A 15,088-nucleotide genomic window follows, 5' to 3' on the forward strand; every position below is an offset into this window, starting at 1 on the left:
CCACGCTACTCCGCGGCCTCCGGCGTGGGTCGTGAGGCCTGCATGTCCGCCTCCGCGGAGTCGACCGCCTCGTGCTCCTCCGGCGACACCGGACCGACGCGGTTCTTCCGTTGGGCCGAGGTCTCGGACGGCAGTGCTACGGCCGCCTCCGTGATGCGGTTCGCCATCCCGTTGAAGATGATCCCGTGGAACGGCAGGATCGCGAACCAGTACAGGCGTCCGCCGAGCCCCTTCGGGAAGAAGACCGCGCGCTGCCGGTAGACCGAGCCGTCGCCGACCGGGGTCGCGCTCATCTCCAGCCACGCGAGTCCGGGCACGCGCATCTCGGCGCGCAGGCGAAGCATCCGACCGCGTTCGAGGTACTCCACCCGCCAGAAGTCGAGGGCGTCCCCCACGCTGAGATGCTGCGGATCGTCGCGACCACGTCGGAGGCCGACACCACCGACGAGCTTGTCCATCCAGCCACGGATCGCCCACGCCAGCGGGAAGGAGTACCACCCGTTCTCGCCGCCGATGGACTCGATCACCGAGAAGAGCCGGTCGGCGCTCGCGGAGGTCTTCCGTTCCTTGAGATCGATGTAGACGGTGTGTCCGGCCCAGTCGGGGTCGCTCGGCAGCGGGTCGCTCGGCGCGCCGTCCACGGTCGCGTTCCGCCAGGAGGTCTCGACCTCACCGTCCCGCATGCGCTGCAGTGCGAGGCGCACCGCGCGTCGGTACCCCGTCAGGCCGCCCTCCGGCGGCGGGATGACCGCGTCGATGTCGTGATCGCCCATGACGCAGTCGACGAGCAGCGACTCGATGATCGGCGACGCGAGCCGGCGCGGGATCGGCGTCACGAGGTTCACCCACTGCGAGGCCAACCACGGGGTGAGGACCGGGAGCGGCGCGATCGGGCGCTGCGAGAGGCCGGCCTCGACCGCGTAGCCGTTCATCATCTGTCCGTACCGGAGGACGTCGGGGCCACCGATGTCGAAGGCGCGGTTCACGTCGCGGTCGACCTCGGCGCCCGCGAGCAGGTAGTGCAGGACGTCACGGACCGCGATCGGCTGGATGAAGTTCCGGACCCAGCGCGGCGCCGGCATGTACGGCAGGATGTCCGTGAGATGGCGGATCATCTCGAACGAGGTCGATCCGGAGCCGATGACCACACCGGCCTGCAGGACGATCGTCGGAACGCCCGAGGCGAGCAGGATCCGCCCGACCTCGGTGCGGGACCGCAGGTGCTTCGACAGCTCGACGCCCTCGGGGTGCAGGCCACCGAGGTAGACGATGCGCGAGACCCCGGCCGCCGCAGCGCCGGCGGCGACGTGCTCGGCGGCGGCGAGCTCCGTCTGCTCGAAGTCGCCCTTGCCGCCCATGGAGTGCACGAGGTAGTAGACGACGTCGACGTCCTCGCAGGCCGAAGCGACCCGGGCGGCGTCCCCGAGATCACCCTCGACGACCTCCACCTGCTCGCGCCAGGGTACGTCGGTGAGCTTCTGCGGCGAGCGCACGAGCACCCGCACCGTGTACCCGGCCTCCAGCAACCGCGGCACGAGCCGCCCGCCGATGTAGCCGGTGGCACCCGTGACGAGTACGCGCTTCGGAGTCGATGATTCGGTCATGGATGCAACGTTACGACCCGTCGACGACGACGGCGCCCGGCTGTACAGCCGGGCGCCGCTGTGCAAGCACCACGCGGGTGCTGCAGGCCGCTAGAGGAGCGCCTTCGTGTGCCAGACGGTCTTCACCTCGGTGAACGCGGTGATGCGGTCGAGGCTCGCCGGAACCGGACCGCTGGCACCGCTCGGACGGACCACGCGCTTGAGCGTCTCGGCCGCGAGGACCTCGAGCTCGACCCAGTCGAGTGCTCCGGCGCCTGCGAGGTCGATCGCGTTGACGTCGGCGTGCGAGGCGAGCCACGGAGCCATCTCGGCCGGCGATCCGGTCAGCACGTTCACGACGCCGCCGGGGACGTCACTCGTGGCGAGCACCTCGGCGAGGCTGATCGAGGAGAGCGGCAGGCGCTCGCTCGCGATCACGACGACCGTGTTCCCCGCGACCAGCGCTGGAGCGACGACGCTCACGAATCCGAGGAGCGACGAGTCCTGCGGCGCGATGAGCGCGGTGACGCCCGTCGGCTCCGGAACCGAGAGGTTGAAGTACGGACCGGAGACGGGGTTCGCTCCCCCGACCACCTGGACGTACTTGTCCGCCCAGCCCGCGTACCAGACCCAGAGGTCGATGGCCTCGTCGACCTGTGCCGCGGCCTTCGCCTGCGAGACGCCTTCGGCCTGGACGATCTCTTCGATGAACTGCGTCCGCCGACCCTCGAGCAGCTCGGCGATGCGGTAGAGCACCTGGCCGCGGTTGTAGGCGGTGGCACCCGACCAACCGGCGAGTGCCGATCGTGCGGCGACGACCGCGTCGCGGGCGTCCTTCCGCGAGGCGAGCGATGCGTTCGCGAGGAACTCCCCCTTGGCGTTCGTCACCTCGTACGTCCTTCCGGATTCGCTGCGTGGGAACTTGCCGCCGATGGCGAGCTTGTAGGTCTTCGGGATGGTGAGCCGGCTCATCGCTGCTCCTCCTTCGTGGTGCTCGTGGACGGCGCGACGGTGGCGGCGGCCGATGATCCGGCCGGCGCGAGGTAGGCACCGAGCCCGTGGCGACCACCCTCGCGGCCGTAACCCGACTCCTGGTACCCGCCGAACGGGCTGGCCGGATCGAACCGGTTGAAGGTGTTCGCCCAGATGACGCCGGCGCGGAGCTTGTCCGCGACCGCGAGGATCCGGCTGCCCTTGTCGCTCCAGATACCCGCGGAGAGACCGTACGGGGTGTTGTTCGCCTTCGCGATGGCCTCCGCGGGCGTCCGGAAGGACATGACCGAGAGGACCGGACCGAAGATCTCCTCGCGGGCGATCCGGTGACTGGTGGACACGTTCGTGAAGATCGTCGGCGCGAACCAGAACCCGTTCTCGGGCAGCTCGCAGTCCGGGCTCCACCGTTCGGCGCCTTCGAGCTCACCGATGTCCGAGAGCTCGCGGATGCGGGCCAACTGCTCGGCCGAGTTGATCGCGCCGACATCCGTGTTCTTGTCGAGCGGGTCGCCGACGCGCAGCGTCTGCAGACGGCTCTTCAAGCGGTCGACGACCTCGTCGTGGATGCTCTCCTGGACGAGGAGCCGGGATCCGGCGCAGCAGACGTGACCCTGGTTGAAGAAGATGCCGTTGACGATGCCTTCGATGGCCTGGTCGATCGGGGCGTCGTCGAACACGATGTTCGCCGCCTTGCCACCGAGCTCGAGCGTCAGGCGCTTGTCGCTGCCGGCGATGGTCTTCGCGATCTCGCGCCCGACGGCGGTCGACCCGGTGAAGGCGACCTTGTCGACGTCGGGGTGACGCACGATCGCCGCCCCGGTCGCTCCGGCACCCGTGACGATGTTCACGACACCGGCCGGCAGCTCGGCCTGCTGGAGGATCTCGGCGAAGATGAGCGCCGTGAGCGGCGTGGTCTCGGCCGGCTTGATGACGACCGTGTTGCCGGCGGCGAGCGCCGGTGCGACCTTCCACGCGAGCATGAGGAGCGGGAAGTTCCACGGGATGACCTGTCCGGCCACGCCGATGGCACGGGGGTTCGCGCCGAGGCCCGCGTAGTCGAGCTTGTCGGCCCAACCGGCGTAGTAGAAGAACCAGGCGGCGACGAGTGGGACGTCGACGTCGCGGGACTCCTTGATCGGCTTGCCGTTGTCGAGGCTCTCCGCCACGGCGAGCTCGCGGGCACGCTCCTGGACGAGGCGCGCGATCCGGAAGAGGTACTTGCCGCGGTCGGCGCCCGACAGCTTCGACCAGACGCGGTCGTAGGCACGCCGCGCGGCGGTGACGGCGCGATCGACGTCGGCGTCACTCGCCGCGGAGATCGTCGCGATCGACTGCTCGGTGCTCGGCGAGATCGTCTGGAAGGAGCCACCGGTGCCCTCGGTGAACTCGCCGTCGATGAAGAGGCCGTATTCGGAACGGAGGTGGAGGACGGATGTCGACTCCGGGGCTGGTGCGTATTCGAGGAAGCTCATGATGTCCTAGTCGATGGTGACGTAGTCGGGGCCGGAGTAGTGGCCGGTGGTGAGTTTCTGACGCTGCAGGAGCACGTCGTTGAGGAGGCTCGAGGCACCGAAGCGGAACAGGTGCGGCTGGAGCCACTCCTCGCCGACCGTCTCGGCGACGGTCACGAGGTACTTGATCGCGTCCTTCGAGGAACGGATGCCGCCGGCGGGCTTCACACCGATCTGCTCTCCGGTGAGGCGGTGCCAGTCCCGGACGACCTCGAGCATGAGGAGGGTGACCGGGAGGGTCGCGGCGGGCGCGACCTTGCCGGTGGACGTCTTGATGAAGTCGCCGCCCGCGAGGATGGCGAGCCACGAGGCGCGCTTCACGTTGTCGTAGGTGTTCAGCTCGCCGGTCTCGAGGATGACCTTGAGGTGGGCCGAGGAGCCGTCGCTGCGTCGGCAGGCCTCCTTGACCGCGACGATCTCGTCGAAGACCTGGCCGTACCGGCCGGAGAGGAACGCACCCCGGTCGATGACCATGTCGATCTCGTCCGCTCCGGCGTCGACGGCGTCGGCCGTATCCGCCAGCTTGACTGCGAGGGAGGCGCGTCCGCTCGGGAAGGCCGTGGCGACCGCAGCGACGTTGATCCCGCCGGCGTCTGGTCCCGCACCCGGCTGCGTGTGCGCCGCGCCGAGCGCCTCGACGGCGTACGGCACCATGTCGCCGTAGACGCAGACCGCGGCGACGCGCGGAGTGGACGGATCCCCGGCGTCCGGGGTGATGGCCTTGGCCACGAGGGAGCGCACCTTGCCGGGGGTGTCGGCGCCCTCGAGGGTGGTGAGGTCGATGAGTTCGATGATGCGGTCGAGGGCCCAGGCCTTCGACGTCGTCTTGATCGAGCGCGTACCGAGGTCCGCTGCGCGCTGTTCGAGCCCGACGGCGTCGACGCCCGCGAGGCCGTCGAGGTAGCGTCTGAGGCTGGCGTCGGTGACGGGGCCGTCGACGAGTTCGAGCGCCGTCGGCTTCGCCACGAGGTCGCCTGGTGGAGTGGTCATGGTGCGTTCCTTCCGAGCAGTTCCTGCTCCGGGGTGTGCTGCTTCGCGGATGATGGTTCGTGGTCGGCGAGGAGTGCCGACGCGGTCGCCTCGTCGGTGACGAGCACGGTGCAGAGGCCGCTGCTGACGACGGCCCTCGCGACGGCGTGCTTCTGGGCTCCGGCGATGACCGCGATGCTGCGACCGGCACGTCGGAGCGCTTCGAGTCCGAGCCCGACCGTGCGCTCGTCGAGTGTGGGGTCGACGATCATGCCCTCGGCGTCGATGTAGCGCCCGACGACGTCGCCGACGGCACCGCGTGCGACCAGGACGTCGACGTCTGCGGCCGTGAGGTACCCGCTGTGGACGAGAGCGGAGTCCGGCCCGGCCACTCCGGCGCCGTACAGGTAGGTGTCGGCCGCTGCGGCCGTGCGGAGCACCTCCGCGACCGTGCGGTCCGACTCGATGCTCAGCTTCGTCTCCAGGCGCTCGAAGATCGCCGGGCTCGGGAGCAGGGTGACGTCACCACGGCCCTTCTCGGCGATCCGTGCAGCCGTGGCGGCCGCAGTGCCGACACGCTGGTTGAGACTCACGCCGCCGTTGATCTGCACGACGGAGAGCCCCGTCGCCCAGCCGTCGGACAGGTGGTCGGCGATGTCACGCAGCGTCCTCCCCCAGCTCACACCGAGCGTCCGCGGCACCGGTCGCATGGCGCCGAGGTAGTCGGCCGCCGCGCGCGCGACGCGTTCGTGGAGGTCGGCACTGTCGCTCGGGCTCGGCACGACGACCGCGTCCGCGAGTCCGAAGCGCTCGCGGAGCGCCCGTTCGAGCGGGAGGCGGCGTGCGCGCGGGTGCACGATCTCGATGCGGATGTAGCCGAGTTCACGGGCCTGGGCGAGGAGCCGACCGACCTTCCACCGCGTGATGCCGAGCAGCGCGCCGATCTCGTCCTGGGTCTTCGTCTCGTCGTAGTACAGCTCCGCGGCGCGCACCGCGAGCAGCTCGTCGCTTTCGATCACCTCGGGCCTCCTCCGGATCGTCTCCAGCCTAGGACGCCACCACCACCCGGACAACGTCTGTTGGCACCCATGCTCAGATGAGCAGCGGCCGGTGCGCGGATGCGCATCGCCGCCGGGGATCCGTCAGGAGGACCGGACCAGACCGGTCAGCGACCGCGAGCTGCGAGGTCCGCCTCGATCGTCGTCGGTCGGCCGGTGATGCGGCCGGCGATGGCGCACAGCGCGCCCGTGGCCAGGAGGAGCAGCAACGGGACGGTCCACGATCCGGTCACGGCGTGCACCAGGCTCACGACCAGGGGGCCGAGTGCACCGAGGGTGTAGCCGACACTCTGCACGAAACCGCTCAGGGCGACCGCGCCCTCGTGGGTCGCCGTCCGCAGGTTGATGAGGACGAGGGCGAGCGGGAACAGCAGCGGGCCGAGGCCGGCCAGCAACACCCACAGCCACGTCAGCGTCGCCGGCCACAGGAGCAGCCCGAGATAGCCGAGCACGAAACACCCGCTCGCGACGTAGACGAGGACGGCGACGTTCCGCAGCCTCGCGACGAGCATCGGGACGATCAGGCTCGCCGGGACACCCATCGCGGAGAAGAGCGAGAGCAGCAGGCCACCCTGGGTCGGGGTGACGCCGGCGACGTCACCGACGATGGTGGGGAGCCAGGTGAACATCGCGTAGGCGTTCAGCGAGGAGGTGGCGAACACCGCCGCGATGGCCCATGCGATCGGTGAGCGGTGGACGAGGACGCGCCCGGCGCGGGGCACCTCCTCGATCTCGGGGTCGGTCGCTGCGGCAGCCCGGGCGTCCCGACGCTCCCGCACGATGAGCGTGATCCAGGGCAGGACCGCGAGCATGGCGACGATGGACCACACGCCGAGCGACACGTGCCACCCGGCGGCGTCGGCGACCGGCACGGCGATCAGTGGCGGGATGAACGTGCTGACCGACAGGACCGTCGCGTAGAGCGAGGTGACGAGGCCGATGCGGTCAGGGAAGTACTTCTTGACGAGCGGTGGGAGCACGACGTTGCCGATGCCGATGCCGGCGAAGCAGAGCGCACTGCCGATCGCGAGGACGGCGAAGTCGGGGGCGAGCGAACGCAGGAGGTGTCCGGCCACGATCGCCCCGAGCGCGATGAGCAGCACCGGCTCGAGGTGCAGCCGACGCACGAGCCGCGGGGTGAAGACGCCGAAAAGCGCGAAGCACAGTGGCGGCAGCATCCCGAGGAGTCCCAGCCCCACCGACCCCACGCCGATGTCACCGTCGATCTCGGCGTAGATCGGCGACAGCGAGGTGACGGCCGTGCGGAGGTTCGCCGCGACGAGCACGATCCCGACGAGCGCGAGGGCCCTCCCCCGCCACAGGGGACGCGGACCCACTAGGACAGCATCCGGCGCGCGCGCTCGACGTCGTCGGTCATCTGCACGATGAGCGGCTCGATCCCGGTGAACGCGACCATGCCGCGGATGCGCTCGACGAACTGCACCTCGACCTCGTCGTCGTAGAGGTCGAGATCGGTCTCGTCGAGGACGTAGGCCTCGACCTGCTTCTGCGGGACGCCGTCGAAGGTCGGGTTGTTCCCGACCGAGATCGCCGCCGGATACCGACGTCCTCGCCAGAACAGCCACCCTGCATACACGCCGTCCGCGGGGATGAGACCCTGCGAATCGGGAGACAGGTTGGCGGTCGGGAAGCCGAGTTCCCGGCCACGCTTGGCGCCGTGGACGACGACACCCCGCACGCCGGGCGGACGACCGAGGAGCCGCGACGCCTCGCGGACGTCACCCTCCTCGAGGAGTTCGCGGATCCAGGTGGACGACACCCGACGCCCGCCGCCGGGACGGACGTCGTCCACGACGCGCACGGAGAAGCCGTAGACCTCACCGAACGACTCCAGCGTGGCGACCGTTCCGAGGCCGCGATGGCCGAAGCGGAAGTCCTCGCCGACGAGGACCGTCTTGGCATGCAACGCTCCGACGAGGATCGAGGTGACGAACTCCTCGGGCGTGAGCTGGGCCAGTGTCTGGTCGAAGCGCAGCAGCAGGGCCGCGTCGACCCCGGCGTCCGCCAGGAGACCGAGCTTCTGCTCGTTGCTCACGAGCGACGCCGGGCAGCGGTCTGGGTTGATGAGGCTCAGCGGGTTGCGGTCGAAGGTGACGGCGACGGAGCTGAGACCGGCTGCCGCGGCCTCCTCGAGGAGCGCGGCAACGACCGCGCGGTGACCCGTGTGGACGCCGTCGAACTTGCCGATGGTGACGGCCGACGGTCCGAAGGCGTCAGGGACCTGGTCGAGCTCGGTGAACGTGATCATTTGCCGGTACGCCGATGTCCGGCCAACCACCACAGTCCGAGGACCGGGAGGACGAGCGGGATGTAGACATAACCGCGGCCGAAGCCGGACCAGACCGTGTCGTGGGGGAAGAGTTCGGGGTCGAGCAGGCTCAGCAAGCCGACGATCAGGACCCCGGCGAGTTCGAAGGAGATCGTGGCCCATGCGATCCGCCGCCAGACGGCGCCTGGAGCGACGAGCGAGACGGTCGCCAGGATGTACACCACCGCGGCGACGGCCGAGAGCAGATAGGCCAGGGGCGCCTCGTCGAACTTGGTCGTGATCTGCACCACGGACCGGCCGGTGGCGGCGAGCGCCAGGATGCCGTAGACGGCGACGAGGACGACCCCGACACCACGGACGCGTGGACGGGCTGGAGCGGTGGTGGGGAGAGGCATGACCCGACGATTCTATGCGACGCGGGCCCTCGCCCAGGCACTTCGCGACCGTCACGCGAGCTGCGGTGCCGTCGTCCTCCACCGCCGTCGGTGCGCCGACGGTCAGCCCAGCTGGACGGTCCAGATCTGCTCCATGCGGTAGAGCATCACCGCGATCGCGAGACAGACGACGCCGAGGACGACCGTCGACCATCGGGTGCGTTCGACGAGCGCCCAGAATCCACCGGCGATCGGCAGGATCATCGCGGAGACGAGGTAGGTGTAGAACTCGGGCACACTCCCCGTGGCCGTGTTCCCGAACGCGGGCGCGGCGATCGCCACCACCAGCTGCGCGATGAGGAGGACCTCGACGAGTGCCGTCGCCCCCATCGTCAGGTCGTTCGGCGCGCGCCCGGCGAACCCGAGCACGATGCAGAGGAGCCCGGCCACGACCGCGACCGCGATCTGGGCGAGGGTGAACCACTCGATCATGCCGGTTCCTCCGCCGGGAAGTTCACGACCGACTTGAGCGAGCCGCCACGGCGCTCGACGAGCCCCACCAGTCGGCCGTCCGGCGCGACGGCGGCGATCGGACCGGTGTGGCCGGCCGGCAGGTCGCGGTCGAGCCGCTTCCCGTGGCCGAGGTCGACCGCCTCCTGCTCCGTGAGCTCGAGGGCACCGAACAGGCGCTTCGCGACGTCGGCCGGGTGCAACAGCGCCGTCTCAACGTCGAGGTCGTCGATCGTCGATGCGTCCGTGACGTCGAAGGGTCCGATCCGGGTCCGGCGAAGCGCGGTGAGATGGCCGCCGACGCCGAGGGCCGCCCCCAGGTCGCGGGCGAGGGCGCGGATGTAGGTGCCGGAGGAGCAGACGACCCGGACGTCGACGTCGATCGCCGCGCCATCCCGACGGATGGCCAGCACGTCGAACGCGCTGACCGTGACCGCACGGGACTTCAGCTCCACCTCGATCCCCTCGCGGGCCAGGGCGTAGGCGCGCTTCCCGCCCACCTTGATGGCGCTCACCGTGCTCGGCACCTGCTCGATGTCGCCCGTCAGCGGACGGATCGCGGCGATGATCGCGTCGTCGTCCACGGCAGCCACTGCGGCCTGGTCGGCGCGCTCGGTGACCTCACCTTCGGCGTCGTCGGTGGAGGTCGCCTCGCCGAGGCGGATGGTCGCCGTGTACTCCTTGTCGAGACCGACGATGAAGGTCAGCAGACGGGTCGACGAGCGCGTACCCAGCACGAGCAGCCCGGTGGCCATGGGGTCGAGCGTTCCCGCATGCCCCACCTTGCGCGTGCCGGCGAGCCGCCGCACCCGGGCGACCGCATCGTGGGAGGTGTGCCCCTGCGGCTTGTCGATGAGGAGGACACCGGGACGGGCGGACGCCGACCCGGGTGCTGCTGTGCTGTTCTCGACCACCTTGCAACGGTACCAGCGGCGGTCGGCACCGCCTGGCGGCCGGATCACCCCTGGGCGGCGGCGCTCAGCAGAAGTCGGCGAAGATCCGCCGTGGGTGCCGCTCGTCCGTGTTGTCCACGAGGGCGGTCGCCCGCGCGGTCGGGTCATCGTCCTTGCGGTAGAGCGCCTGCCCGCCCACGTAGCGTGCGTTGGACGGCGCCGTCGGGTCGGCGTCGACGCCGAGGCGCTCGTGCAGCCGGTCGTAGGCCGTCGCCATCGGGACGTCGAGCCAGACCGACGCATGCCAGAGGCCGCGGAGCTCGGGACGGTTCAGGAAGACGCCGTCGACGATGAGGACGGCGTCCTGCGGGCCCGTCGTCCAACGCGAGGGAGCGCCGACGTCGCGCTGCTCGTCGAACCCGACGAGTTGGAAGCCGGCGCTGCCCGCCAGGCGGAAGGGCTCGACGAGCACCCTGCGGAACAGCGGATAGTCGAACGAGTCGAGCCAGTAGCCCTCGGCCGAGTCCCGCCCCCGCGCGTACCGTTCCTCGCGTGGACGGTGGAAGTCGTCGATCGAGGCACGGAACACCGCGCGTCCGGCCTCGTCGAACACCTCGGCCAGTCCGTCGGCGAACGCCGCCGTGCCGGAGCCGCTGACGCCGTCCACCGCGATGAGGGTGCGGCCTCGTGGGTAGTCCCGCTGGAACTGGTCTCGCAGCTGCCGGAGCAACGCGATCCGTGGTGTCGTGACGAGCTTCATGGCGCCGAGCCTACCCGCGCGGATCGTAGGCTGGTGCGGTGCCGCCCGAACCCTTCGACCTCGCCCCGCTCGTGACGGCCTGGTTCCGCACCGATGCGCGCGACCTCCCCTGGCGACGCCCGGGGTTCCCCGCCTGGGGCACGCTCGTGTCGGAGTTCATGCTCCAGCAGACGCAGGTCAGCCGCGTGATCCCGCGGCTCGAGGAGTGGCTCGGGCGCTGGCCGACGCCAGCCGACCTGGCGGCCGAACCACCGGCAGAAGCCGTCCGCGCCTGGGGCCGGCTCGGCTATCCGCGCCGAGCGCTCTGGCTCCACGCGGCGGCCACCCAGATCGCCGAACGGCACGACGGCATCGTCCCGTCGGACGTGGATCAGCTCCTGGCGCTCACCGGCATCGGCGACTACACCGCCCGCGCCGTCGCCGTCTTCGCCTACGGGGACCGGCACCCGGTGGTGGACACGAACACCCGACGGGTCATCGCCCGAGCCGTCCGCGGCCAAGGCGAGCCCGGGCCGCCGAACGCCAAGGCGGACCTCCCAGCGATGGAGGCGCTCCTACCGGAGTCCCGCTCGGAGGCAGCCGTCTTCAACGCCGGGATGATGGAGATCGGCGCGGTGGTCTGCACCGCTCGGGCACCTCGGTGCGAGGAGTGTCCGCTCCGCGAGGTGTGCGCCTGGCGCGCAGCGGGATACCCGGCCTACGACGGACCGGTCAAGACGAAGCAGAAGCAGTTCGCGGGCAGCGACCGACAGGTCCGGGGCATCATCATGGCCGAGCTCCGCTCGACCCACCGCTCCCTGACGGGCGAGGAACTCCGGACGCTCTGGCCCGACGGCGAGCAGTTCGACCGCGCACTCGCCGGACTGGTCGCCGACCGCCTCGCGGTGCGCGTCGACGGCGGATACGCGCTCCCCCACGACTGACCGGCCTCTCAGCCCCGCCCGCGGTCCTCGAGCCCCATTCGCGGTCCCGGGGCCCCACTCGCGGTCCCCGAGCTTGTCGAAGGGCGCACGTCGACAGGCTCAGCGGCCGGACGAAGCAACCCGGTCCCTGAGCCTGTCGAAAGGTGGTGCGAGGTGTCTAGTCCTCGGCGTCGACCTCGCGCGGCTTCACGTAGGGATCCTCGTCGCCGGCGTAGGCGGCACCGGCGGCAAGCCCGGCCACCTCGGTGTCGCGGTTCTTCGCCTCGCGCAGCAGGTCTTCGATGTGCTGCGCGTTCTCCGGGATCGCGTCCAGGAAGAAGTCGAGGCTCGGCGTCAGCCGGGTGTTGATGTTGCGGCCGATCTCGGCACGCAACAGGCCCTTGGCGGACTCGAGCGCGGCCGAGGTGTCGGCGCGTTCCTCGTCGGAGCCGTACACCGTGTAGAACACGTTCGCGTGCTGGAGGTCGCCGGTCACCTGTACGTCGGTGATCGTCACGAAGCCGAGCCGCGGGTCGCGGATGCCCTTGTCGAGCCGTTTGGCGATGACTTCCTTGATGCGGTCCGCCAACTTGCGGGCCCTGGGGTTCTCTGCCATCTCGTCCTCCTCTGATGACCGCCGGGCGGAGGGCCACCTGACGGATGCTGCACACACAATACAAGCAGGAATCCCCGCCGCCCTCCCGGAGGAGGACGACGGGGACCGGCCGAGCGGACTAGCCGCGCGGCTTCTCCTTCATTTCGATCGTCTCGATCTCGTCGCCGATCTGGATGTCGTTGAACTTGCCGAGACCGATACCGGCCTCGAAGTCCGTACGCACCTCGGTGACGTCGTCCTTGAACCGACGCAGCGATTCGATCGCCAGGCTGTCGCCGACCACGACGCCGTCGCGGATGACCCGCGCCTTGGCGTTCCTCGTGATCGTGCCCGAGCGGACGATGACACCCGCGATGTTGCCGAACTTGGAGGAACGGAACACCTCGCGGATCTCGGCGACACCGGACTGGACCTCTTCGTACTCGGGCTTGAGCATGCCGGTGAGGCTCTGCTCGACGTCCTCGAGTGCGTTGTAGATGACCGAGTAGAAGCGGACGTCCACACCCTCACGGGCCGCGCGCTCGCGGGCCTTCGGGTCGGGGCGCACGTTGAACCCGATGATGATCGCGTTGTCGATCGTGGCGAGGTTGACGTCGGACTCGGTGACCGCACCGACACCGCGGTGGATGATCCGCAGCTGGACGCTGTCGTCGACGTCGATCTTGAGCAGCGACTCCTCGAGTGCCTCGACGGCACCGGAGACGTCACCCTTGATGATGAGGTTGAGCGCCTCGACCTTGCCCTCTTCGAGTGCACGGGTGAAGTCCTCGAGCGAGATGCGCTTGCGGGCCTTGGCCAGAGCGGCGTTGCGCTCCGCGGCTTCACGCTTCTCGGCGATCTGACGCGCGGTGCGGTCCTCCTCGGTGACGAGGAAGGTGTCGCCTGCCCGAGGAACACTCGAGAGGCCCTGCACCTGGACGGGACGCGAGGGACCCGCCTCGGAGACGGTGTCGCCGTTCTCGTCGACCATCGCACGGACGCGGCCGTACGCCGTACCGGCGACGATCGCGTCGCCGACGCGGAGGGTACCCGACTGGATGAGGACGGTCGCGACGGAACCGCGGCCCTTGTCGAGCTTGGCCTCGATGGCCACACCGCGTGCATCCTTGTTCGGGTTGGCGCGCAGGTCGAGACCGGCGTCCGCGGTGAGCAGCACGGCGTCGAGGAGGTCCTTGATGCCGGTGCCGGCACGAGCCGAGACGTCGACGAACATGACGTCTCCGCCGTACTCCTCGGCGACGAGACCGTACTCGGTCAGCTGCTGGCGCACCTTGGCCGGGTTGGCATCGGGCTTGTCCACCTTGTTGACCGCGACGACGATCGGCACGTTGGCCGCCTGCGCGTGGTTCAAGGCCTCGACCGTCTGCGGCATGATGCCGTCGTCCGCCGCGACCACCAGGATCGCGATGTCGGTGACCTGCGCACCACGAGCACGCATGGCGGTGAACGCCTCGTGACCCGGGGTGTCGATGAAGGTGATCGGACGCTCGATGCCCTCGTGCTCCGCGACGACCTGGTACGCACCGATGTGCTGCGTGATGCCACCGGCCTCGCCGGCGACGACGTTCGCGTTGCGGATGGCGTCGAGGAGGCGCGTCTTACCGTGGTCGACGTGACCCATGACGGTGACCACGGGAGGACGGATGGCGAGGTCCTCGTCGGACTCGTCCTCCAGCTCCTGGTCGAGGTCGATGTCGAAGCCCTCGAGGAGCTCCCGGTCCTCGTCCTCGGGCGAGACCATCTGGATCTTGTAGCCGAGCTCGGAACCGAGCACGTCGAAGGTCGCCTCGTCGAGCGACTCCGTCGCCGTCGCCATCTCACCGAGGTGGAACAGCACGGTGACGAGGTTGCCGGGGCTGGCGTCGATCTTGTCGGCGAAGTCCGAGATGGACGCGCCACGACGCAGACGGATGATGGTGTTGCCATCGCCGCGGGGGACGCTCACGCCGCCGAGCGACGGGGCTTCCCGCAGCTCGAATTCGGCCCTCTTCGTCCGCTTCGACTTGCGTGCCTTGCTCTTGCCGCCACCGCGACCGAAGGCACCTGCGGTACCACCGCCGGGTCCGCGACCACGACCGCCGCCGCCACCAGGGCGACCGGCGAATCCACCGGCGGGTGCACCACCGGGGGCACCGCCGGGACGGAAGCCACCACCGGCACCACCGGGACGGAAGCCGCCGCCGCCGGCGGGACGACCTGCGCCACCCGGACGACCGGGGCCACCGGGACGCTGACCCTGGCCGACGCCCGGACGGGGCGAGCCGGGGCGCGGAGCCTGCGGACGCGGGATGTTGCTGGGGTTCGGACGCTGACCCATGCCCTGAGCCGCTGCGAACGGGTTGTTCCCCGGACGCGGCGTACCGGTGGGGCGCTGGCCCATGCCCTGCGAGGACGCGAACGGGTTGTTCCCCGGACGCGGCGCACCGGGACGGGGGCCGCCCGGCTTCGCGGCATCGCCGGAGGGCGAGTCGCCGGCGGCCGGAGCCGCGGGTGCGGACGGTGCCGCCGGAGCAGCGGCCGCTGGTGCCTCCGCCGCGGGGGCGGGAGCGGGAGCGGCCGGAGCCTTCGGGCCCGGGGACGCCTGCTTCGGCGCAGGCGCAGCAGGCGCCTCAGCCTTGGGGGCGGGTGC

At 70.3% G+C, this 15,088-nt stretch carries 14 protein-coding genes; 1 reads left to right on the forward strand and 13 read right to left on the reverse strand.

The annotated features are described in order from the left end of the window. Positions 1 to 5: 5 nt before the first annotated feature. From A4X17_RS04655 to A4X17_RS04705, 11 genes are all read right to left on the reverse strand, one after another. Positions 6 to 1,604, reverse strand: coding sequence for an SDR family oxidoreductase (locus A4X17_RS04655; protein WP_082915912.1), 1,599 nt, complete (start codon positions 1,602 to 1,604; stop codon positions 6 to 8). A 90-nt stretch (positions 1,605 to 1,694) separates the two neighbouring features. Next, a complete protein-coding gene (locus A4X17_RS04660) occupies positions 1,695 to 2,555 on the reverse strand; it encodes an aldehyde dehydrogenase (RefSeq protein WP_064294498.1) in 861 nt (286 codons plus the stop codon). Continuing rightward, entirely contained in the window at positions 2,552 to 4,048 is a 1,497-nt protein-coding gene (locus A4X17_RS04665; protein WP_064294499.1) for an aldehyde dehydrogenase family protein, read from the reverse strand. The genes A4X17_RS04660 and A4X17_RS04665 overlap by 4 nt, the downstream gene beginning before the upstream one ends. A 6-nt stretch (positions 4,049 to 4,054) precedes the next feature. Next, positions 4,055 to 5,077: a deoxyribose-phosphate aldolase gene (deoC, locus tag A4X17_RS04670; protein ID WP_064294500.1), complete on the reverse strand. Its 1,023-nt coding sequence runs from the start codon at positions 5,075 to 5,077 to the stop codon at positions 4,055 to 4,057. Beyond that, positions 5,074 to 6,075 (reverse strand): sugar-binding transcriptional regulator, encoded by a 1,002-nt coding sequence (locus A4X17_RS04675; RefSeq protein WP_082915913.1) that lies wholly within the window; start codon positions 6,073 to 6,075, stop codon positions 5,074 to 5,076. The genes deoC and A4X17_RS04675 overlap by 4 nt, the downstream gene beginning before the upstream one ends. Before the next feature lie 146 nt (positions 6,076 to 6,221). Then, positions 6,222 to 7,451: a CynX/NimT family MFS transporter gene (locus A4X17_RS04680; protein ID WP_064294501.1), complete on the reverse strand. Its 1,230-nt coding sequence runs from the start codon at positions 7,449 to 7,451 to the stop codon at positions 6,222 to 6,224. Next, a complete protein-coding gene (locus A4X17_RS04685; protein WP_064294502.1) occupies positions 7,451 to 8,383 on the reverse strand; it encodes a bifunctional riboflavin kinase/FAD synthetase in 933 nt (310 codons plus the stop codon). The genes A4X17_RS04680 and A4X17_RS04685 overlap by 1 nt, the downstream gene beginning before the upstream one ends. Further along, positions 8,380 to 8,799, reverse strand: a complete 420-nt coding sequence (locus A4X17_RS04690) for a hypothetical protein (RefSeq protein WP_064294503.1) — start codon at positions 8,797 to 8,799, stop codon at positions 8,380 to 8,382. Before A4X17_RS04690 ends, A4X17_RS04685 begins: the two co-directional genes overlap by 4 nt. A gap of 102 nt (positions 8,800 to 8,901) precedes the next feature. After that, on the reverse strand, positions 8,902 to 9,270 hold the full coding sequence (locus A4X17_RS04695; RefSeq protein WP_064294504.1) for a hypothetical protein: 369 nt from the start codon (positions 9,268 to 9,270) through the stop codon (positions 8,902 to 8,904). After that, positions 9,267 to 10,202: a tRNA pseudouridine(55) synthase TruB gene (gene truB, locus A4X17_RS04700; protein ID WP_064294505.1), complete on the reverse strand. Its 936-nt coding sequence runs from the start codon at positions 10,200 to 10,202 to the stop codon at positions 9,267 to 9,269. Before truB ends, A4X17_RS04695 begins: the two co-directional genes overlap by 4 nt. A 64-nt stretch (positions 10,203 to 10,266) precedes the next feature. Continuing rightward, entirely contained in the window at positions 10,267 to 10,941 is a 675-nt protein-coding gene (locus A4X17_RS04705) for a hypothetical protein (RefSeq protein ID WP_064294506.1), read from the reverse strand. A 38-nt stretch (positions 10,942 to 10,979) separates the two neighbouring features. Here A4X17_RS04705 and A4X17_RS04710 point away from each other — a divergent pair, with 38 nt between their 5' ends. Further along, positions 10,980 to 11,864, forward strand: coding sequence for an A/G-specific adenine glycosylase (locus A4X17_RS04710; protein ID WP_064294507.1), 885 nt, complete (start codon positions 10,980 to 10,982; stop codon positions 11,862 to 11,864). A gap of 157 nt (positions 11,865 to 12,021) precedes the next feature. Here A4X17_RS04710 and rbfA read toward each other — a convergent pair whose 3' ends face one another. Then, complete coding sequence (rbfA, locus tag A4X17_RS04715; protein WP_064294508.1) at positions 12,022 to 12,459, reverse strand: 30S ribosome-binding factor RbfA; 438 nt, start codon at positions 12,457 to 12,459, stop codon at positions 12,022 to 12,024. 118 nt (positions 12,460 to 12,577) lie between these two features. Beyond that, positions 12,578 to 15,088, reverse strand: a 2,511-nt coding sequence (gene infB, locus A4X17_RS04720) for a translation initiation factor IF-2 (RefSeq protein ID WP_064294526.1), incomplete at its 5' end; no start/stop codon positions are given.

It is taken from the genome of Plantibacter sp. H53 (genome assembly GCF_001650455.1).
In the GTDB taxonomy this organism is placed as follows: Bacteria; Actinomycetota; Actinomycetes; order Actinomycetales; family Microbacteriaceae; genus Plantibacter; species Plantibacter flavus_A.

Bases quoted from the DNA above. Each gene is read 5' to 3' on its own strand.
- rbfA (WP_064294508.1), bottom strand. From the start codon at position 12,459: ATGGCAGAGAACCCCAGGGCCCGCAAGTTGGCGGACCGCATCAAGGAA.
- A4X17_RS04685 (WP_064294502.1), bottom strand. From the start codon at position 8,383: ATGATCACGTTCACCGAGCTCGACCAGGTCCCTGACGCCTTCGGACCG.
- deoC (WP_064294500.1), bottom strand. From the start codon at position 5,077: ATGACCACTCCACCAGGCGACCTCGTGGCGAAGCCGACGGCGCTCGAA.
- A4X17_RS04705 (WP_064294506.1), bottom strand. From the start codon at position 10,941: ATGAAGCTCGTCACGACACCACGGATCGCGTTGCTCCGGCAGCTGCGA.
- A4X17_RS04665 (WP_064294499.1), bottom strand. From the start codon at position 4,048: ATGAGCTTCCTCGAATACGCACCAGCCCCGGAGTCGACATCCGTCCTC.
- A4X17_RS04655 (WP_082915912.1), bottom strand. From the start codon at position 1,604: ATGACCGAATCATCGACTCCGAAGCGCGTACTCGTCACGGGTGCCACC.
- A4X17_RS04660 (WP_064294498.1), bottom strand. From the start codon at position 2,555: ATGAGCCGGCTCACCATCCCGAAGACCTACAAGCTCGCCATCGGCGGC.
- A4X17_RS04695 (WP_064294504.1), bottom strand. From the start codon at position 9,270: ATGATCGAGTGGTTCACCCTCGCCCAGATCGCGGTCGCGGTCGTGGCC.
- A4X17_RS04690 (WP_064294503.1), bottom strand. From the start codon at position 8,799: ATGCCTCTCCCCACCACCGCTCCAGCCCGTCCACGCGTCCGTGGTGTC.